Source organism: Candidatus Methylomirabilota bacterium, from assembly GCA_035709005.1.
In the GTDB taxonomy this organism is placed as follows: domain Bacteria; phylum Methylomirabilota; class Methylomirabilia; order Rokubacteriales; family CSP1-6; genus 40CM-4-69-5.
In genome coordinates, this window is record DASTFB010000087.1 from 268,198 (window position 1) to 295,049 (window position 26,852).

General features: G+C 69.1%; 30 protein-coding genes, 1 tRNA gene and 1 pseudogene. 10 read left to right on the top strand and 22 right to left on the bottom strand.

The features are described from left to right. Positions 1-19: 19 nt before the first annotated feature. Genes VFR64_16395 through VFR64_16410 form a run of 4 tightly spaced genes read left to right on the top strand, consistent with a single transcriptional unit; the run spans position 20 to position 1,747 of the window. Positions 20-538, top strand: a complete 519-nt coding sequence (locus tag VFR64_16395) for a hypothetical protein (protein HET9491321.1) — start codon at positions 20-22, stop codon at positions 536-538. Next, positions 535-1,068 carry a hypothetical protein gene (locus VFR64_16400; GenBank protein HET9491322.1) on the top strand — a complete coding sequence of 178 codons (534 nt, stop codon included), beginning with the start codon at positions 535-537 and terminating at the stop codon, positions 1,066-1,068. Before VFR64_16395 ends, VFR64_16400 begins: the two co-directional genes overlap by 4 nt. Before the next feature lie 23 nt (positions 1,069-1,091). Further along, entirely contained in the window at positions 1,092-1,253 is a 162-nt protein-coding gene (locus VFR64_16405; protein ID HET9491323.1) for a hypothetical protein, read from the top strand. Beyond that, positions 1,229-1,747, top strand: a complete 519-nt coding sequence (locus VFR64_16410) for a hypothetical protein (protein HET9491324.1) — start codon at positions 1,229-1,231, stop codon at positions 1,745-1,747. The genes VFR64_16405 and VFR64_16410 overlap by 25 nt, the downstream gene beginning before the upstream one ends. A gap of 37 nt (positions 1,748-1,784) precedes the next feature. Here VFR64_16410 and VFR64_16415 read toward each other — a convergent pair whose 3' ends face one another. The 11 genes and pseudogenes from VFR64_16415 to VFR64_16465 form a co-directional block, all read right to left on the bottom strand. Continuing rightward, positions 1,785-1,970: a hypothetical protein gene (locus VFR64_16415; GenBank protein ID HET9491325.1), complete on the bottom strand. Its 186-nt coding sequence runs from the start codon at positions 1,968-1,970 to the stop codon at positions 1,785-1,787. After that, complete coding sequence (locus tag VFR64_16420; GenBank protein HET9491326.1) at positions 1,967-3,592, bottom strand: ATP-binding protein; 1,626 nt, start codon at positions 3,590-3,592, stop codon at positions 1,967-1,969. Before VFR64_16420 ends, VFR64_16415 begins: the two co-directional genes overlap by 4 nt. Before the next feature lie 16 nt (positions 3,593-3,608). Next, positions 3,609-4,238 (bottom strand): GNAT family protein, encoded by a 630-nt coding sequence (locus tag VFR64_16425; protein HET9491327.1) that lies wholly within the window; start codon positions 4,236-4,238, stop codon positions 3,609-3,611. 1 nt (position 4,239) lies between these two features. Continuing rightward, a complete protein-coding gene (locus tag VFR64_16430; GenBank protein HET9491328.1) occupies positions 4,240-4,983 on the bottom strand; it encodes a hypothetical protein in 744 nt (247 codons plus the stop codon). After that, positions 4,980-6,518: an HD domain-containing phosphohydrolase gene (locus tag VFR64_16435; protein HET9491329.1), complete on the bottom strand. Its 1,539-nt coding sequence runs from the start codon at positions 6,516-6,518 to the stop codon at positions 4,980-4,982. The genes VFR64_16430 and VFR64_16435 overlap by 4 nt, the downstream gene beginning before the upstream one ends. Continuing rightward, complete coding sequence (locus VFR64_16440) at positions 6,515-7,573, bottom strand: hypothetical protein (GenBank protein HET9491330.1); 1,059 nt, start codon at positions 7,571-7,573, stop codon at positions 6,515-6,517. Before VFR64_16440 ends, VFR64_16435 begins: the two co-directional genes overlap by 4 nt. Positions 7,574-7,744: 171 nt before the next feature. Continuing rightward, positions 7,745-9,100: a sigma-54 dependent transcriptional regulator gene (locus VFR64_16445; protein ID HET9491331.1), complete on the bottom strand. Its 1,356-nt coding sequence runs from the start codon at positions 9,098-9,100 to the stop codon at positions 7,745-7,747. Positions 9,101-9,167: 67 nt separating this feature from the next. After that, positions 9,168-9,362 (bottom strand): annotated as a pseudogene (locus VFR64_16450) (glycosyl transferase). Between the two features lie 86 nt (positions 9,363-9,448). Then, a complete protein-coding gene (locus tag VFR64_16455) occupies positions 9,449-9,724 on the bottom strand; it encodes a hypothetical protein (GenBank protein ID HET9491332.1) in 276 nt (91 codons plus the stop codon). A 29-nt stretch (positions 9,725-9,753) separates the two neighbouring features. Next, positions 9,754-10,491: an isochorismatase family cysteine hydrolase gene (locus tag VFR64_16460; protein ID HET9491333.1), complete on the bottom strand. Its 738-nt coding sequence runs from the start codon at positions 10,489-10,491 to the stop codon at positions 9,754-9,756. A gap of 3 nt (positions 10,492-10,494) precedes the next feature. Next, a complete protein-coding gene (locus tag VFR64_16465) occupies positions 10,495-10,872 on the bottom strand; it encodes a response regulator (protein ID HET9491334.1) in 378 nt (125 codons plus the stop codon). A 269-nt stretch (positions 10,873-11,141) separates the two neighbouring features. Here VFR64_16465 and VFR64_16470 point away from each other — a divergent pair, with 269 nt between their 5' ends. Further along, positions 11,142-11,699 carry a hypothetical protein gene (locus VFR64_16470; protein HET9491335.1) on the top strand — a complete coding sequence of 186 codons (558 nt, stop codon included), beginning with the start codon at positions 11,142-11,144 and terminating at the stop codon, positions 11,697-11,699. Here the strand turns inward: VFR64_16470 and VFR64_16475 are convergent. Further along, positions 11,611-13,452, bottom strand: coding sequence for a cation:proton antiporter (locus VFR64_16475; protein HET9491336.1), 1,842 nt, complete (start codon positions 13,450-13,452; stop codon positions 11,611-11,613). The two genes, VFR64_16470 and VFR64_16475, sit on opposite strands and share 89 nt — an antisense overlap. 268 nt (positions 13,453-13,720) lie before the next feature. Here VFR64_16475 and VFR64_16480 point away from each other — a divergent pair, with 268 nt between their 5' ends. Continuing rightward, positions 13,721-14,935 (top strand): CoA transferase, encoded by a 1,215-nt coding sequence (locus VFR64_16480; protein ID HET9491337.1) that lies wholly within the window; start codon positions 13,721-13,723, stop codon positions 14,933-14,935. A gap of 49 nt (positions 14,936-14,984) precedes the next feature. On the opposite strand, the gene VFR64_16485 is transcribed toward VFR64_16480, so the two are convergent. The 5 genes from VFR64_16485 to VFR64_16505 all read right to left on the bottom strand — a co-directional run bounded on the left by VFR64_16485 (position 14,985) and on the right by VFR64_16505 (position 19,735). Beyond that, a tRNA-Gly gene (locus VFR64_16485) sits at positions 14,985-15,059 on the bottom strand. A 9-nt stretch (positions 15,060-15,068) separates the two neighbouring features. Continuing rightward, positions 15,069-16,556 carry an HD domain-containing protein gene (locus tag VFR64_16490; GenBank protein HET9491338.1) on the bottom strand — a complete coding sequence of 496 codons (1,488 nt, stop codon included), beginning with the start codon at positions 16,554-16,556 and terminating at the stop codon, positions 15,069-15,071. Next, positions 16,529-17,284, bottom strand: coding sequence for a DUF2459 domain-containing protein (locus VFR64_16495; protein ID HET9491339.1), 756 nt, complete (start codon positions 17,282-17,284; stop codon positions 16,529-16,531). Before VFR64_16495 ends, VFR64_16490 begins: the two co-directional genes overlap by 28 nt. After that, positions 17,232-18,119, bottom strand: coding sequence for an ATPase domain-containing protein (locus tag VFR64_16500; protein ID HET9491340.1), 888 nt, complete (start codon positions 18,117-18,119; stop codon positions 17,232-17,234). The genes VFR64_16495 and VFR64_16500 overlap by 53 nt, the downstream gene beginning before the upstream one ends. Before the next feature lie 11 nt (positions 18,120-18,130). Further along, positions 18,131-19,735: an ATP-dependent DNA ligase gene (locus tag VFR64_16505; GenBank protein ID HET9491341.1), complete on the bottom strand. Its 1,605-nt coding sequence runs from the start codon at positions 19,733-19,735 to the stop codon at positions 18,131-18,133. A gap of 50 nt (positions 19,736-19,785) precedes the next feature. Here VFR64_16505 and VFR64_16510 point away from each other — a divergent pair, with 50 nt between their 5' ends. Then, the gene (locus VFR64_16510) at positions 19,786-21,669 is read left to right on the top strand and encodes an HD domain-containing phosphohydrolase (GenBank protein HET9491342.1); all 1,884 of its coding nucleotides are present in this window, start codon (positions 19,786-19,788) and stop codon (positions 21,667-21,669) included. On the opposite strand, the gene VFR64_16515 is transcribed toward VFR64_16510, so the two are convergent. The 4 genes from VFR64_16515 to VFR64_16530 form a co-directional block, all read right to left on the bottom strand. Beyond that, the gene (locus VFR64_16515; GenBank protein HET9491343.1) at positions 21,649-21,798 is read right to left on the bottom strand and encodes a hypothetical protein; all 150 of its coding nucleotides are present in this window, start codon (positions 21,796-21,798) and stop codon (positions 21,649-21,651) included. The two genes, VFR64_16510 and VFR64_16515, sit on opposite strands and share 21 nt — an antisense overlap. A 14-nt stretch (positions 21,799-21,812) precedes the next feature. After that, entirely contained in the window at positions 21,813-22,448 is a 636-nt protein-coding gene (lexA, locus tag VFR64_16520; GenBank protein HET9491344.1) for a transcriptional repressor LexA, read from the bottom strand. 65 nt (positions 22,449-22,513) lie between these two features. Further along, positions 22,514-22,978: a twin-arginine translocase TatA/TatE family subunit gene (gene tatA, locus VFR64_16525; protein ID HET9491345.1), complete on the bottom strand. Its 465-nt coding sequence runs from the start codon at positions 22,976-22,978 to the stop codon at positions 22,514-22,516. Positions 22,979-23,203: 225 nt separating this feature from the next. Then, positions 23,204-24,214 carry a sigma 54-interacting transcriptional regulator gene (locus VFR64_16530; GenBank protein HET9491346.1) on the bottom strand — a complete coding sequence of 337 codons (1,011 nt, stop codon included), beginning with the start codon at positions 24,212-24,214 and terminating at the stop codon, positions 23,204-23,206. Positions 24,215-24,455: 241 nt separating this feature from the next. On the opposite strand from VFR64_16530, the gene VFR64_16535 reads away from it, so the two are divergent. After that, positions 24,456-24,800, top strand: coding sequence for a response regulator (locus VFR64_16535; GenBank protein HET9491347.1), 345 nt, complete (start codon positions 24,456-24,458; stop codon positions 24,798-24,800). Positions 24,801-24,857: 57 nt separating this feature from the next. Here VFR64_16535 and VFR64_16540 read toward each other — a convergent pair whose 3' ends face one another. Then, positions 24,858-25,058, bottom strand: coding sequence for a hypothetical protein (locus tag VFR64_16540; GenBank protein HET9491348.1), 201 nt, complete (start codon positions 25,056-25,058; stop codon positions 24,858-24,860). A gap of 61 nt (positions 25,059-25,119) precedes the next feature. On the opposite strand from VFR64_16540, the gene VFR64_16545 reads away from it, so the two are divergent. Then, the gene (locus VFR64_16545; protein HET9491349.1) at positions 25,120-25,458 is read left to right on the top strand and encodes a hypothetical protein; all 339 of its coding nucleotides are present in this window, start codon (positions 25,120-25,122) and stop codon (positions 25,456-25,458) included. After that, positions 25,455-26,852, top strand: coding sequence for a sigma-54 dependent transcriptional regulator (locus VFR64_16550; protein ID HET9491350.1), 1,398 nt, complete (start codon positions 25,455-25,457; stop codon positions 26,850-26,852). The genes VFR64_16545 and VFR64_16550 overlap by 4 nt, the downstream gene beginning before the upstream one ends.

Consider the following 26,852-nt stretch of genomic DNA (forward strand, 5'->3'; position numbering starts at 1 on the left):
CTAATGTGCCCGTCCACTGGTGACACGACCCCCGCTCCTCGTCGTCTTCGTTGCCGTCGCGATCATCACGCTCGGCGTGACCGCGGGCGCTGTCATGTCCCAGCTCGGGCCCCAGACCGAGCGCTACGCCGAGGCCCGCATCCGGGCCAACGCCCCGGCCCACGGCCTGGCCGGGACGGCCGAGTACGACGACGAGGTGATCGCGCGCGCCGTCTACACGGCCGAGGCTGGCCTGTCGTTCCTGCATACCCACGCCATGGGGCTCGGACCGATCGTCCTCCTGGCTGCGACCGTGGTGGCCACCGTCGTGCGCGGCGTCCGACGGCGCGCCCTGCTGTACGGGCTGCTGACGGTGGGCGGCCTGTTCCCCTCCGGCTACCTGGTGTGCGCTCTGGCGGTGCTGGAGGCCGGACGCGACACCGGCATCGAGCTCGCCGAAGCCTGGGTGTTGACGCCACTGGGTGGCGGGATGATCGTCGGTCTCATCGTGCTGGCCGTTGTCCTGGCCGGCGGCGGGCGACAGTCCTCGGCGCCATGACCCAGGGGCGGCCCGAGGGCTGGCGGCTGCCCGCGGTGTCGGTGCTCCTGGTGGCCGTGCTGCTCATCGCCTGCGCCGAGGTCGGCGGCGCAGCCATGGCCCGGTTCAAGCTGGAGCTCACGCGCTGGGTGCGGGGGGAGATGCTGGCCCGACCCGACACCCACGGTCTCGTCGGGGTGCGGGATGTCGACGAGCAGATCATCGACGAAGCGCTCGTGAAGTTCGATGCCGGACTCCGGCTCTTTCATCTCCACGGCGAGGGCATGGGCGTCGTCATCCTGGCCACTACCATGGTCGCGGCCACCCTGGTGCGGTCGGCCGCCCTCCGCCGGACGATCGTCGGCCTCGTCACCGTGGGGGGCGCCGGCTATCCCGTGGGGTACCTCGTGTGGAGCGCGCTCATTCCCTATTACGGCGTCGAGACCGGCAAGCTGGTCGCGGAGTGGCTCGTGTGGATTCCGTTCGGCGGGGCCGCCCTCGTCGCCATGTGGCTGCTCACGGCCGTGGTGGCCACCCGCATGGTAGGCTAGCGCTCCTCGTCGCTCCCCTGCTGGTGGGCGCCGTCGGCGCCCTCACCGAGGTGACGACCCTGCGTCCGCTGTACCGTCGGGAGCCCCTCTATGGCCTCATCCTGACGTTCGGCCTGGCCCTGGTGTTCCGCGAGGGCGTGCGCCAAGTCTGGGGGGCGATATGCGGCGCATCCTGCCGCCGGTGACCGGCTCCACCCCCCTGCTGGGGATGACCTATCCCAACTACCGGCTGTTCCTGCTCGCCATGGCCTCTTTGCTGCTCGTCGGCATCTGGCTGTTCTTCACGCGCACGCGGGCCGGAATTCTCGTGCGGGCCGCCGTGCAGGAACGCCGAGATGCTGGATGGACTGGGCGTGAACGTGCCGCGTCTGTTCACGTTCACGTTTGCCGGCTCGGCGGCCCTGGCCGCCCTGGCCGGGCTGCTGCTGGCGCCGGTGTTCACGGTGTACACGCAGATGGCGTAGAGCTGATCCTGCTCGCCTTCATCGTGGTCATTCTGGGCGGCATGGGCTCGATGGGCGGCTCGGTGATCGCCGCCTTCGTCATCGGCGTCGCCCAGAGCGTGCTCACCCTGTGGATGAACCCGCAGCGGGTCGCCATCGCCATCTTCGGCATCATGATCCTCGTGCTCATCGTCCGCCCGCGGGGCTTCTTCGGGCGGGAGGGCGTCCTTGAATAGCCGCATCGGCTGGGGCGCGGTCGCCGTCTTCGGCGCGCTAGTCCTGCTGCCGCTCGTGCCGGGGATGACCCGGTACTACCTGCTCCTGGCTCGATCCCGACATGCGGACCGCCCAAGCCTGGCGGGTCACCGCACTGCCTGCGACGTTCATCATCCACCCCGGGGGCAGGTGGCCGGGATGGCGATCCGTCCGCGAGAAGAGCCCCGAGATGCGTGCGCTCATCGAGAGCCTGCTTCCTGCGCCGCTGGCCGGGGAAGCCGGATCGTAAAGGTCGAGCCCTTGCCCACCTGGCTCACCACCTGGATGGAACCGCCGTGCTGACGCACGATGCCCTCGCTGACGGCAAGCCCCAGTCCGGTGCCGTTGACCTCGGACTTGGTCGTGAAGAACGGCTCGAAGATGCGCTGCAGATGCTCGGGGGCGATACCGGGCCCGGTGTCGGAGAGCACCACGGCGACGTCATCCGCCGAGGCGCGAGTCTGTACGATCAGCAACCCGCCTCCGGGCATCGCCTGGACGGCGTTGTTCAAAATGTTGAGGAACACCTGCTTCATCCGTGCGGGATCGACTTCCACCGGCGGCAGATCCGCCGCGTATCGCTCCTCGATCGTGACGGGTATCACCCCTTGCAGGCGGACCAGGCCTACCGCCTGCCGGAGGACGCAATTGAGATCCGTGGTCTGGGGAAAGAACGGGCGCTGCCGGCTGAAGTCCAGGAGGTCGCGCACGATGTCCCGGGCGCGCGAGGCCTCGGTCACGATCAGACTGGCGTCGGCGTGGAGGGCACTGTCGCTCGGTAACTGCTCGACCAGCAGGGAGGCGAAGCCGAGCACGCTCGTCAGCGGGTTGTTGATCTCGTGGGCCACCTGCGCGGCCATCTCACCGATCGCCGCCAGCTTGGCGGCCTGAACGAGTTGGGCCTGGGTCTCCCGCAGCTCTCCCATTTTGCGGGTCACGCCTTCGTAGAGCCGGGCATTCTCGACCGCGATGGCCACCTGGCTGGCGACGATCTTGAGGAGCTGCTCGTCGTCCGTCTTGGTGCCGGCCGAGGTCAGCGTCCGGGCCGTCATGAGGCCGATGTCCCGCTGCTGGACCATCAGCGGGAGCGCCCACTCGGTCTCCCGCCAGTCGTCGGTGGCCTCCCCGAACGGCATGACCACAGGCCGCGGCGTGGCCCCCGCGTACGGGGCGACGACCTGCAAACGCTCCGGCTCGACCAGGTCCACGGTGAGGGCCGTGGCCCCGATGGCTCGCGCCAACTGCGGCAGCAGGCGCTCCAGCATTGTACGCACGTCGAGGGCCGAGGTGATGCCCTGTACCGCCGTGTGCAGAGCCTCCAGCTGCGAGGCCCGGCGGAACACGTGGTCGTTGAGCCTTTGCAGTTCTTCGATCTGGCGCACCATCCGGTAGACCAGTCGCTGGTTCAGCTCACGCAGGAAGGGCCCCTGCTCGCGCTCCTCCAGGCGTTCGCGCTTGCCGTGGAGAAACTCGGTCAACTGCTGGGCAAAGGTGTCCACGTCGAGGGGCTTCGTGATGTAGCCATCGCAGCCGGCGACGAGGGTTCGCTCGCGATCCCCGTTCATGGCGTGGGCGGTGACGGCGATGATCGGCGTGTTGCAGAGCACTGGGAACGAGCGCAGCGCCACCCCGACCTCGTACCCGTCGATCCCGGGCAGGTCGATGTCGAGCAGGATGAGCGCCGGCTCTTCGCGCAGGGCGGCGGCGATGCCGGCGAGCCCGTCCTCGGCCTCGATCACCTCGTACTGCTCGGCCGGCAGCAGCGCCCGCACGAGCATGCGGTTCTCCGGGTTGTCCTCGATGTTGAGGACCTTGATCGGCATCATCGGCCCACTCTCCCTGTCAGGCGAAGGAGAACCGCTCGGGGTGTGGCTCTTGCTGCCGTCGGGCTTCTAGCTCCTCGCGCAGGATGCCGAACACGATCACGTCACACCGGCGGCCGGCCTGGTAGCCGGCCTGGCGCAGGACACCTTCCTGCTGGAAGCCGTTGCGCTTCAGCGCGTTGATGCTGGGGGCGTTGTAATCGTAGACCTTGGCCTCGATCCGCTCCAGGGTCAGGATGTCGAGCCCCCAGGCACACATGAGCTTGCCCGCCTCGATGCCGCAGCCCTTTCCCAGGTCGCCACGGACGGCGATGATGGTTTCCAGGAAGGCGTAGCCTTCCCGCCGGTGGATGTTGAAGAGCCGCACCAGCCCCAGCGGCGCTCCCTGCTCCTCGGGCGCCGTGACGATGAAGGCCGCCTGCGTGGGGTCAGCCCGACAGGCTTCCAGGAAGCAGAGCGGCGAGGCCGCACGCCGATACGCCCGCAGGAATTCACTACCGGCCATGCGCTCGAGAAACGGGTCGTTGGCCCAGTGGCGCAGCGCCCAGCAGTCGCTGGGCTTCGGGAACCGCAGCCACACCCGCTCGCCGCGGGCGACCACGCGCGACTCCGCGCCCGCCTGCTCCACGAGTTCGGTCGGGGGTGTCATGTCAGTCGTCGTCCCCGCCCCGTCGAACGCGGCCTTCGCCGGTGGCGATGAAGTTCAGGTCCAGCCGAACGGTCGGCACCCCGAGCGAGTGCTCGTTCGCCTGCACCGTCTGCGGATAGACGTTCGGGTACTCGCCGAACAGATAGGAGGGCGGCGAGACCATGAGACAGTCGACGGGCTGGCCCGTGTCGAGGCAGCCTTCAGGTACGCCGTAGATGAAGGGAAGACGGAAGACCCCCGACACCAGCCCCCGGAGCCGGCGGCCTTGGAGGGGCCCGCCCCGCGCGCCTTCGGCCACCCATTCGCCACGCAGGCTGCCGAGAGGCATCCCCTCGACCAGCGCGGCCGACAGATCGATCTGCCCGTGGATCGAGCCGCGGGCGATCGCCCACTCGTAGCCGTCCACCGTGTTGTCGCCCTGGACGACAACGGAGAACGATCCCTTGACCGGGCCCTTGCCGTCGGCCAGGCTCAAGTTGTCCCAGGCGATGGCGACGACGCCGCACTTGTCCAGAGCGAGCGCGGCCGCCAGCTCGGCCGGGCAGAGCGCCGTGCCAGCCTCGATGGTACCGGCCAGCGCGGCCGTCGCCGTCCGGGTCCGGTACTCCGGACCTCGCCCACGGAGCTTCATGGTCTCGGTGACCTCGTACAGGGTGGCGTTCTGGGCGGCGGCCGCACCGGCGGTACCGAGCAGGATGGCGCCGGCTGTGGCCAGGCATCGAGCGAACGATCGGGCCCGATTCATGATGTCGCCTCCATGGCAGTGCCGACGTGCAGCTCGGCCGGGTCCGCGAGAATTCCCGGGGCCTCGTCGGTCCAACCCTCGGCGATGTCCAGCAGCCGTTCCCGGGAAATTCTCGAGAAGGCCGTGGCTGTGATCGGATCGAACTGTGTCCCGGCCCCGCGCTCGATCTCGGCCAGGGCCACGTCGAACGCGAGAGCACGACGGTAGGAGCGGTCCGAGGTCATGGCGTCGAAGGCGTCGGCCGTCGTCACGATGCGTGCCGCCAGGGGGATCGCTTCACCGGCCAGGCCGTCGGGGTAGCCCGTGCCGTCGTAGCGTTCGTGATGGTGGCGGACGGCCAGCGCTTCACGGTGCAGGAAGCAGAGCGGCTTGAGGATCTTGTAGCCGACTTCGACGTGATCCTTCATGATTTCGTACTCGTCGGCGCTGAGCAGTCCGGGCTTGCCGAGAATCGTATCGATGATGGCCAGCTTGCCGAGGTCGTGAAGGATGGCGCCGCGGCAGGCGATGAGCCGGTCCTCGGCTGGCAATCCCATCTCGGCCGCCAGCTCGGCGGCGTACAGGGACACCCGCGCCGAGTGGCCCTTCAGATAGCGATCCTTGGACTCGATCGCGTTCACGAACGCCGTGATCGTATTGACCAGGTTGCGCTCGGCGTCCTGCCCCAGACGCATGCGCTCCAGAGCCAGGACGGTGTTCTTGGCGAACCCCAGGAGCAGCTCCCGTTCATCGGGCAGGAACGCGCCGCGCGAGGCCGCGCGCCCCACCGCGAGCACCGCTTTCGTATCGGCGTTGAGGGAGGTGACGGCAGCCAGTGAGTGGTGGGGCTCCCCGGGGCGGCTCAGGGCCAGGGTTTGCACGCCGGGGCCCGCCTCGGAGCCGGCCAGGGCGCCACGGGTCCGTCTGAGTAGCTCGAGGGCCAGGTTGGCCTCACCGTGCTGGTGGGTTCGGACATGGCCGTTCCCATCGAGCATCAACAGCACGGCGGCATCCCCGGCCAGGCTGCCGAGGGTGTCGCTCAGGACGCGAGCGACGAACGCATCGGGCGAAGCCTCGCGCAGCGCCAGCTCGCCCATTCTGAAGAAGACCTCCAAACCGTGCTGTCGCCGGGCCAGCTCGTCGAGGAGCCCGGCGGGGCCCGTCGCCGTACGGCGCTGGCGGTCCGCCTGCTCGCGGACCCGTTGCACCAGCGCCCGAACCTCCTGGGCCGAGAACGGCTTGGCCAGGTAGTCGTGCGCGCCGTGGCGGAGACCGAACACTGCCGAGTCGACGGTGGGCGATCCGGTGATCAGCGCCACCGGCGTTTCGGGCTGGCGTGCCTTGACGGCGCGAAGTAAGTCCAGGCCGCTCAGTCCCGGCATCGTGATGTCAGAGATCACGAGGTCGAACTGATAACGGGCCACCAGGACGAGGGCCTCTTCGGCCGTCGACGCCGTCGACGTCGCGCAGCCCTGGCCGCCCAAGGCCGAAGTGATGAAGCGCAGGATGGGAGCTTGGTCGTCGACCACGAGAACGCGGAACTCGCTGCGACTCACTGGTTCGCCGCCAGTTGATCGAGGAACTCCTGCCATTGCCGGGACACTCCGCTCTTCGGGAAGCGCAGCGCCTGGAGTGCCGGATGGTTCACCATGCGCGTCTCCTCGACGCCCGGGCGCGCAGCGGGGAGCTTGGGCGAGGGGGCCGCCGGAGCGGCCTCCAGTCGCGGGCCCACGCCCAGGTCGACTGCGGCGTGCTCGATCAGGGCCGGCTCGACGGCGCGCATCGCCTGGGCGAGCAAGGCCTCCGCCATGTGACCGATCGGCTTGCTGGCATGGCCATTCGCCGCGTGACCGTTCGATGCATGGCCATTGGCCGCGTGGCCGTTGGCCCCGTAGCCGTTCGCGCCATGATCGTTCGCGGCGCGCCCGTTCAAGCCCGGTGTGCTGACCTTGTGGGCGTGTCCGGCCTTGGTGCTCGCCGGTGTATCCGTGTCCGAATCCGAGCCCTGAGGCGGCACACGAGATGGCCACGTTCTCGTGGGCTGAGCCGCCGATGCGGGCAGCACCGCGACCGCCGCCACTGCGTCCGCGAGGAAGGTCTCGGACCCGGGCTGGTTTTCGACATCCGGCACGATGGGCTCGGTCTCGGCGAGCGAACCGTTCGCCGGGACCGCGCCGCTGGTGGTCGTCGTATCCCCGACATCGGGGGTCTCGGCCAACTCGTGGCACTCCGGGTTGATCACGGACAGGCGCTCGACGAGGTCCAGGAAGTCCCCGGGCATCCGCGCGGCGACGAAGACGAGCCGTGGCGGTCGGGTCGTGGCGATAACCGCATCGGGATAGAGCTGCCGCATCCGCTCGGGGAAGGTCAGGCACCAGATGTACGCGTCGAGCGCCGTGACGAGCATCGGGACGTCGGCCACCTCGGCGACCGCGACCAGGACCGGCGTCTGTTTGTGGTCGACAGCCACCACGTCGACCATCGACCGCCCGAGACAAAGCGACGTCTCGAGAACCCTCAGACCCGGCTCGAGCGTCTCGAGGTGGGTGGCCACGAAGGAGCGCAACTGCTCCGGCGCGGTCTCTCGACTCTTCTTTGCGATCAGTGCCATATCCCTTCCCCTCAGTTGGCTGGTGGCCGCGCTCGTCTTCGACACGCAGAGGTACCGAGCAACAGCGATACCAAACCGACAACGCGCGGAAATCCGAGGGGTTCAGCGGGGGGACGGGCGAGCGATCTGTGACTTTCTCCCGGGAGATTCGACGGAGCGACGAGGAACTATTCAGCCGTTCGCACTACTCGGCTCACCGATCTTCTTCCGCAGGGTCTGGCGAGTGATACCCAGAATGCGCGCAGCCGCGCTGCGGTTGCCCTGGACCTTGGCGAGCACCGCACGGATGTGCGCCCGTTCGATGGCGTCCAGCGTGGCCAGCTCGGTGGGCCCGGCGGTCGACGTCGCCGGCTCGCTCGCGGCCGGCGGCACCGGCACGTCGGCCGCGTCGAGGACATCCCGCGTGGTGAGAATCACCATCCGCTCGACCACGTTCCGCAGCTCCCGGACGTTGCCTGGCCACGAGTACGCCTGCAGCTTCTGCTCGGCGGCCGGGGTGAAGTCTTTGACCAGCTTCTGGGACTCCCGGTTGGCCAGCGCCAGGAAGTGGCGAGCCAGCGTGACGATGTCCTCCGGGCGGTCGCGCAGCGGGGGCACGGTGATCGGAATGACGCTCAACCGATAGAACAGGTCCTCCCGGAATCGCCCCTCCCGGACCAGCGCGTCTAGCGAGCGGTTGGTGGCCGCGATGACCCGGACGTCGACCTTGATGTCCCGGGTGCCGCCCAGACGGCGGAAGGCCCGCTCCTGGAGCGCGCGCAAGAGCTTGGCCTGGCTCGCCGGCGCCATCTCACCGACCTCGTCGAGGAACAGCGTCCCCCGGTCGGCGTGCTCCATGAGGCCTTTCTTGAGCCCGACGGCGTCCGTGAAGGCGCCTTTTTCGTGGCCGAATAGCTCGCTCTCGAACAGCGTCTCGGTGATGGCCGCGCAGTTGAGCTCCACGAACGGGAAGGCCCGCCGGGGACTCTCGTAGTGAAGGGCGCGGGAGACCAGTTCCTTGCCGGTGCCGCTCTCGCCCAGGATCAGGATGGTACGGGCCTCGCTCTGGGCAATCTGGAGCACGGTCTTGCGCAGCTGCCGGATCGCCTCCGAGTCTCCCACCAGGGCGTCCACGCTTCGGCCACACTCGCGCTTGCTCAAGCGCGTCAGCTCCCGGTGTGCCTTGACTTCCTCCAGGGCCCGCCGAACGCTGAAGCGGAGCTTGTCCGGGTGCGTGAAGGGCTTTTCCAAGAAGTCGGTGGCGCCCTTCCGCATCGCCTCCACGGCCCGCTCCACCTGCCCGTAGGCCGTCATCATGATGACGCTAGCTTCGGGATGCCGGGACTTCAGCGTGTCCAGCAGCGTGAGGCCGTCGGCGTCGGGAAGGCGTAGATCGAGGAGGACCACGTCCGGCCCGATCTCGTCGGCCATCCGCAGACCGGCCTGGCCATTGTCCACGGTGTGGACCTCGACCTCGCCCTGCCCGAGAAGTCGGGTGAGAAGCGTGCGGGTCGCAAAGTCGTCGTCGATGACGAGCACCTGGTCCATTTGTGAAGAAACTGACCGGCTGGAGGCAACGTTGTCAATGAGTCGAACGCGCTAACGTCGGCGCCGCTTAGAATCCGGCATTTACTGGGACACTCGGTACTCTCGTCTCCTCCAACAGCGCTAGCGCCGCTTCGACGACCTGGATGGGCTTCACGAGGCGCAGACAGTTGTGGTGCCCTTGCGGACACACACTCTTGTAACAGTACTTGCACGAGACGTCCTGGGACAGCCCCCGGTGAGGAACTCCCCATGGGGTGTGCTGGGCCGGTCGAACGGGCCTTTTGTCAGGTGGAGAGGGACGCGCTCGGGGCTCACGCCACGAGACTGAACGGCAGGCCGTCGGTAGCTCTACTTGACCTCGGCCGGCCGCGTTGACGGCTCAGCTGGAGCGCCGACCGGCGGCCCGAGGACGAAGTCGCCTCTGACCGCCCGCGACAGCCGCTGAAGCGCCGGGACCGCCTGGCGAAGAGCTTCGTTGGCCGACCCGTAGGCCTCCCACCGGCTTTGCCAACTGCTCTCGATCAGCTCCCCGCTAGCGGCGTCGACGATCTCCCAGCACCAGAGCGGCGGGTCGGAAAGCAGGGCCGCTCGCACCGTGAGCCGCGCGCCGTGCTCTCTCCTCATCAACTTCGTTCCTTTCCACCGTCAGACGATCAAGGGGCGTCAGCGACTCGACGCTCATTCTCGTGGGCCGGGCGCGCGTTTGTCGAGGTCTGAAATGATTTTCCTGGGAATCTCCTTACCCTGTCCCGCCTGGAAGCCGCGGACGAGCGCTGGTGGTGACCGGCGAGACTCTCGAGGCGCAACGTGGTGGAGGGCGTGACGTCGCCTCCCAGAACGCGGCGGACGTGGCCGAGGGCCCGCTGCCGTTCCGCCGACCGCATGGACGCGACGCAGTCGGCAGGGACGATGATGCGGAAGTCGCGCATGTGCGCGTCAGCCGCGGTGAACAGGACACAGCTCTCGGTGGTCAGACCGGTGAGGATCAAGGTCTCGACACGGAGATAGGCCAGCAGCGTATCCAGGACGGTGGAAAAGAACCCCGAGTGCTTGGGCTTCAAGACGAAGTAGTCGTCGGGCCGAGGCCGAAGCCGCCGGACGAGCGGCCGTCCACGCACCCCACGAGCGAGGCAATGCTGGATCAGTCTGGCGAAGTTCGATTGCCAGCGGCCGAAGTTGTCGTTGACGTACACGGCCGGGATGCCGACGGCCTTCGCCCGCCGCTTGAGCGCGGCCAGTCGCTTCGCCATGGGCAAGGCCTGGACCAGGAGTTGGGCGCCGCCCTCGAATTGGAGGTCGTTGATGACATCGATCAGCAGCAGGGCGGCCCGCGCGTCGTCCGGTGCGCTGCCGTGGAGGTCGGCGTTCTTGGGTGGCGGTCGCCGTCGCACCGCTCAGGCGGCCGTCCCGCGGTCGCGGTTGTCGTCGGCCGGGCGGAGGTGATGCAACAGCGTCTCCCAGGCCAGGGGCTTGGTGAGCACGACGTCGGCCCCGGCCTCTCGCGCCTGCGTGAGGTAGGGCTCACCGAACCCCGTGATCACGATGACGCGCGGACGATGCTCGCTGGCGCTGAGCAGGTGGCGGATCAATGCGTGCCCCGGAATATCGGGCAGGCCGAGATCGGTCAAGAGGACGTCGGCATCGATGCTGGGGGCCAGCTCGAGGGCGGCGAGCCCCAGGCCCGTTGCCACGACGTCCATGCCCTCCGACAACAGGAGCACGGCCAGGGCCTCTCGTACTTCGACCGAATCCTCGACCAGTAAAACGCGCAGGGGACGACCCTATCCTTCCCTCACGGACGGGAAGGGTGAGACGCGCCGGCACAACGCCAGGATTTCATGCCGATTCCCACCCATCGAGCAGGTAGGCAGCAGAGTTCATGCCAGCGGGCCGCTCTCTTCACCGCCTGGAGGCGAATCTGTGGTAAGGAATACAAGGGCCTCCCTCAGGGCCCGTGGCGGCGGGTGGCAAAAATTTTTCGGTAGTGAGGGGTCGGGAGTAATGTCGAACGTGCTCGAGCACCTAGTGAAAGGAGGCGCCGATGGAGGATGACCTGGACGGGCGGCTGTCGGTCCGCGCTCGCCTGATCCCCGGGCGCCGCCTCTGGTGCTGGGAGATCGTCGACGCCCTGGAGGGCGAGGTGGTTGAGAGCAGTTGGACCGGACAGTGGAGCGGCTATTCGTCGCGCCAGGAGGCCATGGTCGCCGGGCTGAACCGGCTCCTCGAGAAGACCCGCGGCTCCCGGCGCACGCCGCGCCGAGCCGTGATCCCGCGGCGCCAGACCACGAGCGTGCGCGAGGATACCACCAGCCTGGAGGGGCTCCTGCGGCCGCGCCGCTGCCTCCTGGTCGTTCCGCGGTCCAAGCTCGAGCTCTATCAGTCTCTCAAGCGGTCATTCGCGGACAATGATCGAGTGGAAGTGATTCTCGATCGGCGCTTCGCCCAGCGCCGCGCTGCGACGGCAGGTCACGAGCCCGAGCGCCGCCGCGCCGACCGTCGCGTGCGGACGGCTACCGAGGCCGAGCTCCGGTCGGGACGATGGGCGCTGGTGGCAGTGTCCCCGCCGTCGTCGGATCCTCGGCAGGCCCGCCCGGCCTGACGCCGCCTCCCGCGGCCTTCATCTTCAGGGCGAGCGGTGGCTCCAGCGCCGCTTTCTGCCGGTGTCGGGCCTCCGCCAGCCCCTGCGAGCTGCCGTCGAGAAGCAGGTGGTAGATGTGCTCGGCGGCCAGGGCCGGGGGAATCAACACGTAATCGGCGCCCTCGGCGTACAGCCGCTCGGCGGCGGCCAGAGTATCCGCGGTAACGATGACCCGGGCAGACGGCGCGAGCCCTCGCACCTGTCGGAGCAGGCGGAGGTTGTCGGTTCCTTTCAAGAACCAGTCGGAGATGCTGGAGACCACGATGGCCGCCCGTTCGATACCGGTCTGCCGGAGAGTGTGGGCATTGGCGATATCACCGTAGTGGCAGGTGATGCCCTCTGCTTGCAGATGTTCGAGGGTCTCGGGGTTGAAATCAATGGCCACGATCCGTCGCTTCATGGCCGATCGATCGCGGTCCAGGTGCCGGAGCAAGGCCAGGCCCTCACGCGACACGCCCAGGAAGAACACGTCGTGCTCCGGAGGCCGGACGCGGTCGGGGGCATGCTCCGGCTGCGGCGGCCGCCGGCCCCGCCAGCGGGGCACGCCGGCCAGCGAAAGTCCCCGTGCGAACCAGGTGGCCAGCTGGTGGTTGAAGAGGATCGCATACGTCGAGATCACCGCGGTTCCCAGCAGGGCGTACAGCACCAGGGCGGCCAGCTCGGCGCTGACGTGATGGTAGCCCACGCCGAGGGCGACGATCACCAGCGCGAATTCGCTGATCTGGCCCAGGTTGATGGAGACGACGCCCGCCGTCCGCGTGTCCAGCCTCAGCAGGGAAAAGATGGGATACACCACGAGGAAGCGGCTCAACACGACGAACGCCGCCACCGCCGCCGTGAGTAGCAGCAGCCGGGGCGTCGGCGCCGGAATCTTCATGCCCAGGGCCACGAAGAACAGGGTGACGAAGAAATCGCGCACTCCGGACAGGCGGGCCACCACCTCCGTCCCGTACGGGAAGGCGGCGATGACCATGCCCGCGATCAGCGCGCCCATCTCCTCGGAGAGGCCCAGCGCGCTGGCGGTACCGGCCACCAGGAAACACCACCCCATGGCGGTGATGAGGACGAGCTCGTGAGAACGGGCCACGGCGCGGAAGAGCGGGGGCAGCACCAACCGGGAGAGGACGACCGCGGTGGCCACGAGGGCCATGCAGCTTCCCAGGGACGCCACCAGCGGCATCATCTGCAGCGCGTGAAGACTCGGCTGCAGCGCCAGGAACGCGATGGCCCAGAGGTCCTGAAAGATGAGGATGCCCAGGGTGACCCGTCCCGCGAACGTCGCCATCTCCAGCTTGTCGAAGAGCAGCTTGACCACGATGAGCGTCGACGACAAGGCCAGGGCCACGGCGAGGTACAGCCGGTCGAACGGGCCATCGGTCGTCTCGGTGAGCCAGCCGAAGGTCACCCAGGCCAGCGCCACCGAGACCGGGAACTGCAGCAACCCGCTGACCGCGATGGTACGCCCGGCCTGGACCAGGGTGGGCACGTTGATCTCCAGGCCGATGATGAAGAGCAGCAGGAGCAGGCCGATCGCCGAGATGAATTCGATACTCGCCTCGTCGGTGACGACGCGGGCACCGACGTGGGGACCGAGCACCGCGCCGGCCAGGATGTAGCCCAGGATCAGAGGCTGGCGGACGACCCGGGCCAGCAACGCGAACAGCGCCGCGGCGATGATGCTGATGCCGATTGCGGGCAGAAGATCGTGGCTCACCGTCGTCCTGCTCCCTTCGATCCTAGCGCGGGACGACGAACAGACTGGTTGCTTGATTTTGGCGATGCACGCCGGGATCGCGGCGGCACGCCGTGCATCCGGCACCCGAGCCCGGTTCGGGCGCGAGCGCAGCGAAATTGGCCTGTTGCGACTGCAGGCCGAGCCGCACGCGCGGGTGACTTCGCAGGCCACCGCCGCGACCCCGGACGCCTGGTCGGCCCGGTGGAGTTGAGGTGGAGAGCCGGCTTGCGCTACCCTAGCGCACCGCATGAATGAGGCCGAGCGCGCCGCGCGACCGCCCGGCGACGTCCTGGCGGGCATCAGAGTCCTGGACTTCGGGCGCTACATCGCCGGCCCCTACTGCGCCGCCCTGCTCGCCGACCTCGGGGCCGACGTCATCCGCATCGAGCGCCGTGGCGGCGGCGAGGACCGTTGGGTGGCGCCGGTGGGCGCGGACGGCGTCGGCGCGATGTTCCTCGTGATGAACCGCAACAAGCGCGCCATGACACTCGACCCCGCGCGCGCGGAGGGCCGCGAGGTCGTGCGGCGACTGGTGGCCACGGCGGACGTCGTCGTCGCCAACTTGCCGCCCGACGTGCTGCGCTCGCTGCGCCTCGACCTCGACAGTTTGCGCCGCGTGAAGCCCGACGTGATCCTGACCACCGTCACGGCCTTCGGGGCCGGCGGGCCGTGGAGCCACAAGCACGGCTTCGACGGTATCGGCCAGGTCATGTGCGGCTCGGCCTACCTGACGGGCACGCCCGCGCAACCGCTGCGGGCCGCCGTCCCCTGGGTCGATTTCGGGACGGCGTCGCTCGCGGCCTTCGGCACGCTGGCGGCGTTGATGGAGCGGCAGAAGACCGGCCGCGGCCAAAAAGTCGAGGGGGCCCTTCTCCGCACGGCCATCGCCTTCAACAACCCGACCCTGGTCGAGCAGCAGGTGATCCGGCCCAACCGTGTCGCCACTGTGAACCGTGGTCAGACGTCTGCTCCCTCGGACCTGTTCCGCACGCGCGACGGCTGGATCATCGCGTACGCCATCGGCGGGCCAATGTTCAAACGGTGGGCTGCGCTCATGGGGGAGGAGTTCTGGCTCACCGATCTCCGCTTCAAGGACGACCAGGCGCGCGGCGACCACGGCGAGCTCCTCTCGCGGCGGATGTCGGCCTGGACCGCCGAGCGCTCCACGGCCCAGGCGCTGGCCGAACTCGAGAAGGCCCAGATCCCGGCGGGCCCGCTCTACTCGCCACAGCAGGCGCTGGAAGACGCGCACATCCGCTCGGCCCGATTCCTGGAGGACATCGAGTATCCCGGGCTACCGCGGCCGGCGCCGCTGGCGCCCACGCCCGTCGATCTGTCTGAGACTCCCGGGCGCTTCCGGCACCGGGCCCCCACGCTGGGCGAGCACACCGATGAGATCTTGACCGAGCTGGGCTATCGTCCGGACGAGATCGACCTGCTGCGCGCCAGCAACGTCATCTGAGGCAGCGCGCCAGGGGGCTACGGGCTCGGCCCGTACCCCCTGGTTGCGTTGGAGCGGCCGACCGGATTCGAACCGGCGACGTCCAGCTTGGGAAGCTGGCATTCTGCCACTGAATTACGGCCGCGCGATCGTCTTATTCTACTCCGGCTGCGCCACGGCTGCCGGGCGTTCGGTCCGTACTGTAGGGGGCGGCCCGGTGTGAGTCAAGGTAGGCCAGCGCCTCTTGCCGGGTGCGCACCAGCCCGAGGTCCTGCGCCTCGCGCGCCCGGCCGAGGAGCCAGCCCACCGGGGGACCCGGGGGCAGGCCGAAGTGTGTCATGACGTCCTCGCCGCGCAGCAGCGGGGGCGCCGTCGCCGTCTGGCGCTCTCGCTCCCACCCCCGGAGCAGGTCACGGATCAGCGCGGCACGAGGCCAAACGGCCAGCGCCGACTGGCCACGTACAGCCGCGGCGTCGACGAGGGCCAGGAGCAAGAGGTCCCGCGTTTCCGGCCCCAGGTCACGATAGAAGCGGTAACGAGCGCGGGCCGTCACCTCCCCCGCTCCGCCCAGATGCATGGGCCTCAGATGGTGACGCACGAGTCGAGCCAGCACCGTGGTGACGGCGCGGGGCAGGCGCAGGCGCTCTCCGATCGCCCGCACGCTGGCTTCACCGAGCACATCGTGCCCGAAGAACCGGACGCGCCCGGCGACGAGGCGTCGCGTCTGGGGCTTGGCGACGTCATGCAACAGCGCGGCCAGCTTCAAGACGTGGCCACGGCCGAAGCCGCCGCCCAGGGGCTCCATGAGGTGCCCCCCCAGCTCTTCCCCGAGCGGCGTCAGGGCGTGCGGCCGGGCCACGACGAGATCGGCACCGCCCACCGCGCGCAGACAATGCTCGAGCACTGCGAAGCGGTGAGGCGGCGGCTGACGGGTGCCCCGCATGGGCTCGATTTCCGGCAGGACCACACCGAGCAGGTGAAGCCGATCGGCTCGCCTGAGCGCCCGCTCTGTGTCGGCCAGGCCCAGCAGGGCCGCCACCTCGTCGCGCACCCGCTCCGGCGACACGCGAGCCAGCCCGGGCGCGTGCGCGGCGATCGCCCGCGCTGTTGCCGGCGACAGCCGGAACCCCAGCGCGGCTTCCAGATGCACTCCCCGAAGCGTGCGCGCGGGATCCTGTTCCAGGACGCCCGGCGCGGGCACGCGCAGCCGGCGGGCCCGGAGATCCCTCAGCCCGCCGGTGGGATCGATGATCGAGGCCCGCCCCGAGGCGAGCAGCGTGCGGATGGACACCGCGAGGGCGTTGACGGTGAAGTCCCGCCCCGCCAGATCCTCCTCCAGGGTCCCGGCCCGATAGTCGGACATGTCGAGCTGCTGGCCGTCGACGATGACCCGCCCGGCACCACGCTCGGCGTCCAGGCATACGAACGCCCCTCCGAGACGATTGGCGACGTCACGGGCGATCGCCAGCGCGCGTGCCGGCACCGTCACATCGAGGTCGATCGACCCCGACCGTCCCAGACAGCCGTCGCGCACCGCCCCGCCGACCAGGACCGGTTCCAGCCGGCGACCCGCCGCCTCCAGCACAGCGCGCAGCAGCGCGACGTGCCAGGAGGTCAGCCGCTGGATGAGGAAGTCGCCCATGCCGGGCTCCCGGACACGAATCCCCCGTCGCTTCCCCCGGTCGAGACGGCGAGCCCGAAACGACGGACCTGCCAGAGCACGTTCCCGGCGGTCAGGGCCCAGGCCGGCGTGATCGGGCAGCCGGCCGCTCGGAGCGCGCGGGCCGTCCAGGAGTTGGAGTTGGTGAGCACATGATACCGGCCGGTGGCCAGGTAGAACGCGCCGCGCCCGTACACCGCCGGGGCCACCGTCACCAGCCGGCCGGCGGCGTCCCGAGCATACGCCTGGTGGATGAACCGCGTGAGCGCGTCGAAGCCGCGGGGCGAGAGCTCGATCGCCACGAGCGGGTTCCCTCGGAAGAACTCGACGACCGGCGGGTCGAAGCCGGCGACATGGAGCACGCTCGACTCGGACCAGAACGCCGCCTTGAGAGCCATGCCGCTGGTGCCGGTGGCCGCAGGATAGAACTCGCCGTCGCCCCAGCCGACCTCGATGAACCGGACCGGCCCGAGCTCGGCGCTCTCGGGCCAGATGCGCGTCGAGATGTCGGCGCGGCGAAGGGCCAGGCCGACATGCCAGCCATGACCGACCACCCACACGGTCTTGACGCGCTCGGTGGGAGCCGGAGGAAACAGCTCGGGCACGGGCCCCGCGCAGCCGCCGAGCAGCAGCGCGATCGCCGCCAGGCTGCCGACCCTAGAGCAGCTCCAGTCCCGTCGCGCCGATGCGGAACTCGGCGATCTCGTCACTCATCGAGCTCCCGCGGTGTTTGACCACGCACAGCATGCGGGCCAGGCGCTGGCCCACGCGCTCGCTGCCCATCACGATGACGGTGTTGGCGGTGGCTCCGATGTCCCCGGTGGCCACCTTGCGGGCCAGCAGGTCTTCCAGGCGCGTTTCCTCGGTCGTGACCAGCAGCAGCGTGGTGACCCGCGTGTGGTCGTAGCGGTGCGCATCGATGAAGTCACGGTGTTTCCACACGGGCAGACACAGCTCCATGCCCAGGATCTCGGCGTCCCGGTGGATCACCGTGCGATAGATCTCGTCGAACATGCGGCACTGGATCGACTCGGCGGGCGCGTCCATCGGCTCCACACCATCGACGACGACCCGCCGGCTGCCGGCCGCGAAGTGAAAATACATGAACGGCCGCACCGTATAGAGCGCGTGATTGTAGGCCGCTTTCCAGTTCCAATCGAACTCCCAGCCCCCGTCGGCGCTGGGCACCTGAAAGTCGCGCACACGGCCCACCCAGCGAAGCGCGTTGCAGTAGCAGGCCTGCAGCTGCCCGGGTGGGGGATAAGGCTCGGCCATGGGCGTCACCGTGTGCGTCCACGTAGCCAGCGGCCAGCTGAAGAGTCGGCTGGCGTACTCGTCGTGCTGCTGCGAGTCCCCCCGGCCGTTCATGTCGAGCACGATGCCGCGGGCACCGTCGGCGGGCAGACCGTGGTTGGCGAACGTCAGGCCCAGGTGCGTCTTGCCGATGCCGGTGGCCCCGTACACGACGGTCAGTGTACCGGGGAGCAGACCGCCGCCCAGCATGGCGTCGAGCCTGGCGAGCCCCGTGGAGACGCGCGCGGTCACGGGCGTGGATTCTACACCAGTGGGCGCGGTCCGCCGCCGACCCGCCCCTTGGTGACGAACTGCTTGTCGTACAGCATCCGCAGCTCGTCCAGAGTGGTCGCCTGGTCGGGAGCCTTGTCCTCGCGGATCCGGGTGATGCGCGCGAAGCGCAGGGCCAGCCCCGAGGGATACGTCGGGCTCTTCTGGATCTCGTTGAACTCGACCTCGACGACGACCTCCGGCCGTACCCGGACGGTGAAGCCGTCGTCGCTGACGGCCAGCGTCCACAGCTGCTCGGTCATGCCGGCGAACTCGCGATCGGTGAGCCCCTTGAACGTCTTGCCCACCTCGGCCCAGTGGGCCCCGCCGCGGACCGCCAGATGGTAGTTCGACAGCCAGCCCACCCGCCGGCCCGAGCCGCGGTCGGCAGCCACGATCACGCAGTCGACGGTCGCCACCGTCTTGAGCTTGAACCACCGCTTGCCGCGACCGCCCGGTTCGTACGGCGAGCGGAGGTCCTTGGCCATCACGCCCTCGTGACCGGCGGCCAGCGCTCGCGTGCGCACGACCCGCGCCTCCTCCATCGACCTCACGATGGCGCGCTCGGCGAGATAGCGACCGCCCGTCACCCGGGCCAGCGTCTCCCAGCGCCGCGCATAGGGCTCGTCGATCAACGACCGGCCCTCGGCCAGCAGGCAATCGAACAGGTGCAGCGACAGCGGCAGCTCGGCGGCCCGGGCCTCCACGTCGTGCACGCGCCGGAACCGTCGCATCAGCTCCTGGAACGGCAATGGCCGCCCGGTGGCGTCCAGCGCGATCACCTCGCCGTCGAGGATGACCGGGCTCCCGGTCAGGTCGCGCCGCGCCACCGCGGCCACGTCGGGCAGGCTCCGCGTCACATCGGACAGGCGCCGGCTCCAGATGGCCACGCGCTCGCCGTCCATGTGGAGCTGGATCCGGGCGCCGTCGTACTTGTACTCGAGCGCGGTCTGGCCGCCGTGCGCGGCGAGCACCTCGTCGAAGTCGGCGGCGGTCTCGGCCAGCATCGGCAGCAAGGGCACGAACAACCGCGGCCTGACGGCGGCCAGGCCAGCCGGCCCTTGCGCGAGGCCCAGCGTGGCGACGACCGAGAGATCGCCCAGAAACAGGGCCGCCCGGCGGGCCAGCGCCGGATCGGCGCCCGCGGCCTCGGCGATCGCCTCCAGGACGAGGCCATCCGACACCCCTGTCCGCAGCTCGCCGCCGATGATGCCAGCCAGCACGTCGCGCTCCGGTGGGGAGGCTCGCGCCACCAACGCGGCGAGCCGCGCGTCGCGCTGGCGTCTCACGCCGGGACCAGTAGCCTGGGCGACCTCGGCGAAGGCCGCAGCGACATCGCCCAGGGAGAGCGGGGCATCAGCGGGCGGCGTGTCGGCGGCGGGCGCGGCCCGATCGCTCCACCCCGGCAGACCCCGGACGTTGAGCACCCGGGGGTCGGAGGCGGGAAAGGGGCGGGCCGTGAGGAAGGCGACCGCCGTGCCAACCTCGTCCGGCGCCAGGGCCTTGAGGTAGCCGGCCACCAGCCGGCGCTTGTCGAGCCGGCCCGGCGTTCGCGCCAGGCGCTGGCACAACTTGGCAAGCTCGGCAAAATGGCTCATGCCACCACCAATAATTGACTTGCTCGCGGCGGGCAACCTACGCTCGACCTATGCCGCAAACGGTGTACTACGACGCCCGGTCGCCGGTCGCCGCAGATGCGGCCTCGACGCTGGCCGGCGAGTTCGAAGTACAACCGACGGTCCCCGGAGTGCCGATCCCGGCGATGCCGGCCGTGCTGGTCGTCGACGGCGACGTGGCCGATCCCCCGCCGCTGGCCCGGATGCACGTGATCGCCCTCGTGGCCCCGCCGGCCGGCGGTCCCTGGCCCGAGCACTGGTACGCCGTGCTGCCCCGCGGTGTGGGGCGGCCCATCCTGGCCCGCACGGTCGCCAGCGCCTTCGCCGACCTGGATACCGCCGCCGAGGTACGCCGGCTCGGTCACGAGCTGGCCGAGCTCAACGCGATCGGGATTCGGCTGTCCGCGGAGCGCCGACCCGACACCCTGCTGGAGCTCATCCTCGGCAAGGCCCGCGAGATCACGGAGAGCGACGCCGGCTCGCTGTACCTGGTGGAGGAGGAGCGCGACGCCGGCCGTCACCTGTTCTTCGCCCTGGCGCAGAACGACAGCGTCGACATCCCATTTCGTGCGGCGCGGCTGCCCCTGGACAACGCCAGCATCGCCGGCCACGTGGCCCTTACCGGCAAGACCGTGAACCTCGAGGACGCCTATCACCTTCCCCTCGGCTCCCCCTTCCACATCAACAAGGCGTTCGACGAGCAGATCGGTTACCGCACCAAGTCCATGCTCGTCGTGCCCATGCGCACGCCGCCCGGGGAGACCATCGGTATCCTCCAGCTGATCAACTGCAAGCCGGGAGGGCCGGGGCGACTGGTGGACCGCGACGACGTCGAGCGTCGCGTGCGGCCCTTCGGACCCCGGTACGAGGCGCTCGCCGAGTCGCTGGCCTCACAAGCGGCGGTCGCTGTCGACAACAGTCGCCTCTATCAGAGCATCCGGCGACTGTTCGAGGGCTTCGTGAGCGCGTCGGTGATGGCCATCGAGGCGCGCGACCCGACGACCTCGGGCCACTCCTTCCGCGTCGCCGAGCTCAGCGTGGCCCTGGCAGAGGCGGTGACCCGCTGCGCGCATGGGCGTTACGCCTCCGCGCGCTTCAGCTCCGACGAGATCAGGGAGCTCCGATACGCCGCGCTCCTCCACGACTTCGGCAAGGTGGGAGTCCGCGAGCACGTGCTGCTCAAGGCCAAGAAGCTGTATCCGGCGCAACTGGACGCCATTCGCCAGCGGGTCGCCCTGGCCAAGCGCGGCCTGGAGCTCCGCTGCGAGCGCGGCAAGCTCGACGCCCTCCTCCGGCGGGGCCCCGGCGACTATGCGGAGGACGCCGCCCGCCTGGAGTCCGAGCTGGCGGTCCTGGTGAGGGAGATCGACGCGGCGCTGGAGCACATCGAGCAGGCCAACGAGCCGGAAGTGCTCCCCCGGGAGACAGCCGCTCAGGTCGAGCGGCTGGCCCGGCGGGTCATCGAGGACTCGGCGTCGGGACCCCGGACCCTGCTCACGCCCGACGAAACCCGGGCCCTGCGTATCGCGCGCGGCAGCCTGACCGAGGAGGAAGTGCGCGAAATCCGCTCTCACGTCGTGCACACCTGGGAGTTCCTGGCCCGGATTCCCTGGACCAAGGAGTTCCGTCGCATCCCGGAGATTGCGCGGTCCCACCACGAGAAGCTGGACGGCTCCGGCTATCCCCATGGCCTGACGGGCGACCAGATCCCCCTGCAGTCGCGGATCATGACCATCGCCGACATCTTCGACGCGCTCACGGCCGGCGATCGTCCCTACAAGCGTGCGGTACCCGTCTCCCAGGCGCTCGCTATCCTGGATGAGGAGCGGCAGGCGGGCACCATCGATGGCGAGCTCGTGGACCTGTTCGTGAGCGCGCGCGTCTGGGAGCGCGCGCTACGCCACCAGCAGCAGTAAGAGCGCGCCCCAGGCGGCCAGCGCGGCGACCATCGACGCCGCACGGCCCAGTTCGCGGGCCACCTCCCGGACCGTCGCGCTCTGGGCGCGCCGGGCTGCACAACGACGGTGCTCGGTTCCGACCCACACGATGGCGGCCATGCTCAGAAACCGCGAAGCACGCCGATGACCTTACCGAGGATCTGCACACGACGCTTCGCCGGGTCCACCACCAGCGGCGTGAGGGCGCGGTTCTCGGGCTTGAGCACGATGCGCGGGCCGTCCCAGAGCAGTCGTTTGACCGTGGCCTCCCCTTCGCTGGTCTCGGACTCGAGCCAGGCGACCACGATGTCGTTCGGCTGGGCGGTGTCCTGACGGTGCACCAGCACCAGGTCACCGTCACAGATGTGGGCCTCGATCATGCTGTCCCCGCGCACGCGCAGCGCGAAGACGTCGTCGCCATCGCCGCCGGGCAACGCGCTGGCCGCCACCGGCAGATCGCCCTCCCGGTTCTCGGCGGCGAGCAGCGGTCGGCCGGCGGCGATCCGACCGAGGATCGGGACGCTGCGATAACCGGCCGCGGGCTCGGCCAGCGTGAGGGCCCGCGACGTGCGCCGCGTGGTGGTCCGGCGCTGTAGCATGCCCTTGCGCTCGAGCGCCCGCAGATGATCGAATGCCGCCCGAGGGGTGACGTGGAATCGCTCGCCGATCTCTCGGACGGTCGGGGGCACCCCGTGACGGCCGGAGAAGGAGCGGATGAATCCCAGCACATCGCGCTGCCGGCTGGTCAATTCGCGCATGTCGCCTCCGTGGACCAAGAGGCTACTCAACGCATGTTGAGCAAGTCAACCAAAATTTTTTGCGACTACTCCGGCTCCCACGGCTCGCAGACCGGGCATTCCCGAAAACCCTCGTCGCGCGCGTCGGCCACGCGCTTGAGGTAGACGCGCTCGATTTCCGGGATCCGGCCGATCCAGGAGCACTCGCGGCGATGAAAGAGCCGCGAGCCGCGCTGCGCGCAGTAGGGCTCGCCCGTGTCCGGCGTCGTCGGCGTCGTCGGGGCGACGTCGGGGTCCGCGAGCGGCGGCTCGGTCTCGGACGGCAGCGGGCTCGCGCCGGCGTCGGCGGAGACGGGCGGCTGGATCACGGGGTCGGGGTCGTTGATGTGGAGATTGGTTTCCACGGTGGAACGGAACTCGTCGCTGGCCCGGCGGAATTCCCGCATGGTACGGCCCACCATTCGCCCGAGCTCGGGCAGCTTCGAGGGGCCGAACACGAGCAGGGCGATGACGCCGATGACCAGAAGCTCTTGAAGCCCGATATCGAACATGGCGCCAAGGGTACCATCACCGCCCCGGCGCAGGGGAACCGCGTACCGGAACGCGGAAAGCCCGTTCTTCCTCGGGGCGGCCTGCGTCGTCGCGGCGAGGACTTACCCGCCGGTCCGGCCCGGGCATGAGAGTTGCTCCCGCTCCAGGGTGGTCGAGGAACGATGAGCGCGCTTCGCGTAGCCCGCGAGGACTTCCCTTACCCGATGAGGCCCCCCGCGCGCGGGTTAGGAGGCGATCACTTCGCGCAACTCCTTCCCCTTCTCGGCCCGCTCTTCCGGCGTCACCAGGCCGCACTGGACGATCTTGTACAACAGTGCCTTGTAGCTGATCTGGAGCAGGCGGGCGGCCTTGGCCCGGTTCCAGTGAACGCGATCCAGCACTTCCTTGATGGCGACCCTCTCGGCTTCGCGGGCGGCCTGACGGGCGATGTCCTTGAGGCTGATGACGCCCTCCGGGTTGAGGGTGGCTGCCGCCACCGCCACACCCGGCGTCGCGGGGCGAGGACCACGGTTGAGATGGGCCAGAACCTCCTGGTGCACCGGCCGCGCGCTGCCCAGCACGACGATGCGCTTCACCGCGTTCTCGAGCTCGCGGATGTTGCCGGGCCAGTGATACTCCATGAACAACCGCACCGTGTCCGGCGAGATCTCGATAGCCCGCAGATACTGGGCGTTGAACTTCCGGCGGAAGTGCTCGACGAGGACCGGAATCTCCTCGCGCCGCTCGCGCAGGGGTGGGACGCGGATCTCGATGACGTTGAGCCGGTAGTAGAGGTCCTCCCGGAACTGGTGGGCGCGCATGGCCGCCTCCAGATCCCGGTTGGTGGAGGCGATCAATCGGGCATCGGTGCCGATGACCTTTTCACCGCCCACGCGCGAGAACTCGCCGTCCTGGAGGACGTGGAGCAGCTTCGCCTGCAGGCGCAGCGGCATCTCCCCGATCTCGTCGAGCAGCAGGGTCCCACCATCGGCGGCCTCGAACTTTCCTGGCTTCTGGCGATAGGCGCCCGTGAAGGCACCCTTCTCGTGTCCGAACAGTTCCGACTCCAGCAGCTCGCTGGGCAGCGCGGCGCAATTGACCTTGAGGAACTGCCTGGCGGCCCGGGGCGAGAGCCTGTGAATCGCCCGCGCCACGATCTCCTTGCCCACGCCGCTCTCGCCTCGCAGCAGGACCGTGGTGTTCGTGCCGGCGACCTTGGCGACGAGATCACGGACGGGCTGCATCTTGCTGCTCATACAGAGGCTCAAGCCATCTGCGTTCATCGAGTCCCCCCGGCTCATAGTCGATTTGGTAATCCGTGCGCGTGACCGGGACTGCAGGGGTAATGCCAGGCGTTTTCCCAGGTGATTCTCGCGATGTTACAAGCACTTGGCTCCGAGCGACATCCTCGGCCGTGAACTGATTTGTAGAAACTTGCCCTATTCGATTGTAAGCCTTACTCCACCCTTCAGGAGGCCGCTCATGAGGATTTTGATCGTGGATGACGAACCACAGGTCGCCGAGGTCCTCGCCAGGTCCCTGGCCCGGGAAGGCCATCGGGCGGAGGTCGCGCACTCCGGCGAGGAGGCTCTCAAGCTCCTCGGCACCGCCGAACCCGATGCCCTGTTCCTCGACGTCTCGATGCCGGGCATGAACGGTCTGCACGTCCTGGCCGAGGTGAGACGGCGTCGTCCGACGCTACCGGTGGTCGTCATCACCGGCAACGCCACGCCGGAGCAGGTGGACGAGGTCAAGCGCCTGGGCGCCATCGACGTGATCGCGAAGCCCGCGCCGCTGACCCACTACCAGACGGCCCTGAGCCGTCTGGGTCGCCCGTCCTGATCCTCATGTCGACCGGACACGCTGCCCTGAGGCATCACCGTCGGAGCTCGTGCGACGCTACTCGATCGTGAATCGTACGACGATCGGATCGACGTCGGCAGCTTTCCGCTTCCGGTGGTGGCCACCTACCGCCTGACGAACGGGCTGGCCCCGGTCGCATCCCCACCGGTTTTTCCGTTCGCAGGTCGAGAAGATCGTGAGCGCCGCCGGCTCTCCCTCGCCGGCGATGTGATCCAGAACCGGATGGTCGTCGGCCATCGTTGGCACATGCTTTGCGGCCCCCGCTGCGTGAGCGGTTTTACAACGCTCGCCGACCGCCATGACCGTTGCCCAGCGACTCGCGTGCCTGGAAGGCGCCTCGGCGCTCGGTATTCTGGGCGTCAGTGCTGTGCCGTGGTTGCCCGCCGCGGCCAGCAGCCCCGGCGACTTCGCCTCCCCGGCGCTCGTCGTGCTCCTGACCACGCTGCCGCTGCGTGTTGCCGTCTACGCGCTGGCCAAGCGGCCGCCCTTCGCCGAGCGGGTGGTCATCATCGCGGTCGGCGCCCTGGCCCGTGAGCTGGCCGAAGCAGGCCCCGGCCACGGCCGGGCACACTCTGGGCCAATGACGACCGGCAGAGCGCATTCGGCACATCTCTTGCGAGAGGGACGGAATGTATGAACGAGCAGCACGCCCTCGTCGTGGAAAACGATCTCGACCAACGTCGCCGTGTGGTCGCTCAGCTCAAGCAGTGGGGCTACTCGCCCATCGCCGTGACCTCGGCCGAGGAGGCGCTGGAGATGGTGCCACACCGACGCGTTGCCCTGTCGCTGGTCGCCATCCGGCTCCCCGGCATGTCGGGCATCGAGTTTCTCCGCCGAGCCCAGGGGCTGGTGGAGTCGGGACCGGTGATCATGATCGTCGATCACGATCACAGCCCGCAAATCGTCGAGGCGATCCAGGCGGGAGCCGACAAGTTCCTGCGCCGTCCCTACACCGCCGAAGACCTGGGGCAGGCCATCAAGTCGACAGCGGGGTGCGCGACCCCGTCGGGACTCGCCATCTCCTCGGCATCGTCAGCAGCGGAGGCCCGCCTGGAGCGCGAGCTGGCGCTGCTGGTCAGCCCGCCGATGCGCGAGATCCAGGCGGTCATCGAGCAGGCCGCCCGGGCCGATGTCACCGTGCTCATCCACGGCGAGACCGGCGTGGGCAAGGAGCTCGTGGCTCGAGCAATCCACGCGCGCTCGCTCCGGCGCCGGGCGCCGTTCGTGAAGGTTAACTGCGCGGCGGTGCCCAGGGAGCTGCTGGAGTCCGAGCTGTTCGGGCACGAGCGGGGAGCCTTCACCGGGGCCCACCAGCGCAAGCCGGGGCGTTTCGAGATGGCCGACGGCGGCACCATGTTCCTGGACGAGATCGGCGAGCTGCACCCCGCTCTACAGGCCAAGCTGCTGCACGTGCTCCAGGACGGCGAGTTCTCGCGGGTAGGTGGCCGGAACAACATCAGGGTCGACGTCCGCGTGATCTGCGCCACCAACCGGGAGCTGGTGCGCGAAGTGGCGGCCGGACGCTTCCGGGAGGACCTGTTCTATCGCCTCAACGTCATCAGCATCCTGGTCCCCCCGCTCCGCGAGCGGCGCGAGGAGATTCCCGGGCTCGTGCAGTACTTCGCCCGTCGCTACGCGCGGCAGTTCAACTTCCCCGAGCCCGAGCTGTCGCCGGACTCCATGGAGGCCTTCGTCCGCTACAGCTGGCCGGGCAACATCCGCGAGCTCGAGAACTTCCTCAAGCGGATGATCGTGCTGCAAGACGCCACCCTGCCCCGCACGCTGACCGCCGTCCCGGTACGAGCCGGCGCCGAGAGCAGCGGCGAAACCTTCACGATGACCAACGAGCTCTCGCTCAAGGAGGTCTCCCGACGCGCGGTGCTGGAGGCCGAGCGCCAGGTGATCCGGCGGGCCCTCGAGCAGTGCCGCTGGAACCGCGTCAAAACAGCCCAGATGCTCAAGATCAGCTACCGGGCGCTGCTGTACAAGATGAAGGACATGGGCCTGAAGCAGGATTCGGCGGCAAGCTGA

What these genes read in the sequence shown, in the direction of transcription:
- VFR64_16490 (HET9491338.1), bottom strand. Translation starts at nt 16,556, where the DNA reads ATGGGCGACTTCCTCATCCAGCGGCTGACCTCCTGGCACGTCGCGCTG.
- VFR64_16550 (HET9491350.1), top strand. Translation starts at nt 25,455, where the DNA reads ATGAACGAGCAGCACGCCCTCGTCGTGGAAAACGATCTCGACCAACGT.
- VFR64_16445 (HET9491331.1), bottom strand. Translation starts at nt 9,100, where the DNA reads ATGGACCAGGTGCTCGTCATCGACGACGACTTTGCGACCCGCACGCTT.
- VFR64_16400 (HET9491322.1), top strand. Translation starts at nt 535, where the DNA reads ATGACCCAGGGGCGGCCCGAGGGCTGGCGGCTGCCCGCGGTGTCGGTG.
- tatA (HET9491345.1), bottom strand. Translation starts at nt 22,978, where the DNA reads ATGTTCGATATCGGGCTTCAAGAGCTTCTGGTCATCGGCGTCATCGCC.
- VFR64_16415 (HET9491325.1), bottom strand. Translation starts at nt 1,970, where the DNA reads ATGAGCGCACGCATCTCGGGGCTCTTCTCGCGGACGGATCGCCATCCC.
- VFR64_16510 (HET9491342.1), top strand. Translation starts at nt 19,786, where the DNA reads ATGCCGCAAACGGTGTACTACGACGCCCGGTCGCCGGTCGCCGCAGAT.
- VFR64_16530 (HET9491346.1), bottom strand. Translation starts at nt 24,214, where the DNA reads ATGAGCAGCAAGATGCAGCCCGTCCGTGATCTCGTCGCCAAGGTCGCC.
- VFR64_16470 (HET9491335.1), top strand. Translation starts at nt 11,142, where the DNA reads ATGGAGGATGACCTGGACGGGCGGCTGTCGGTCCGCGCTCGCCTGATC.
- VFR64_16540 (HET9491348.1), bottom strand. Translation starts at nt 25,058, where the DNA reads ATGGCCGACGACCATCCGGTTCTGGATCACATCGCCGGCGAGGGAGAG.
- VFR64_16455 (HET9491332.1), bottom strand. Translation starts at nt 9,724, where the DNA reads ATGAGGAGAGAGCACGGCGCGCGGCTCACGGTGCGAGCGGCCCTGCTT.
- lexA (HET9491344.1), bottom strand. Translation starts at nt 22,448, where the DNA reads ATGCGCGAATTGACCAGCCGGCAGCGCGATGTGCTGGGATTCATCCGC.
- VFR64_16420 (HET9491326.1), bottom strand. Translation starts at nt 3,592, where the DNA reads ATGATGCCGATCAAGGTCCTCAACATCGAGGACAACCCGGAGAACCGC.
- VFR64_16440 (HET9491330.1), bottom strand. Translation starts at nt 7,573, where the DNA reads ATGGCACTGATCGCAAAGAAGAGTCGAGAGACCGCGCCGGAGCAGTTG.
- VFR64_16505 (HET9491341.1), bottom strand. Translation starts at nt 19,735, where the DNA reads ATGAGCCATTTTGCCGAGCTTGCCAAGTTGTGCCAGCGCCTGGCGCGA.
- VFR64_16410 (HET9491324.1), top strand. Translation starts at nt 1,229, where the DNA reads ATGCGGCGCATCCTGCCGCCGGTGACCGGCTCCACCCCCCTGCTGGGG.
- VFR64_16430 (HET9491328.1), bottom strand. Translation starts at nt 4,983, where the DNA reads ATGAATCGGGCCCGATCGTTCGCTCGATGCCTGGCCACAGCCGGCGCC.
- VFR64_16425 (HET9491327.1), bottom strand. Translation starts at nt 4,238, where the DNA reads ATGACACCCCCGACCGAACTCGTGGAGCAGGCGGGCGCGGAGTCGCGC.
- VFR64_16545 (HET9491349.1), top strand. Translation starts at nt 25,120, where the DNA reads ATGACCGTTGCCCAGCGACTCGCGTGCCTGGAAGGCGCCTCGGCGCTC.
- VFR64_16480 (HET9491337.1), top strand. Translation starts at nt 13,721, where the DNA reads ATGAATGAGGCCGAGCGCGCCGCGCGACCGCCCGGCGACGTCCTGGCG.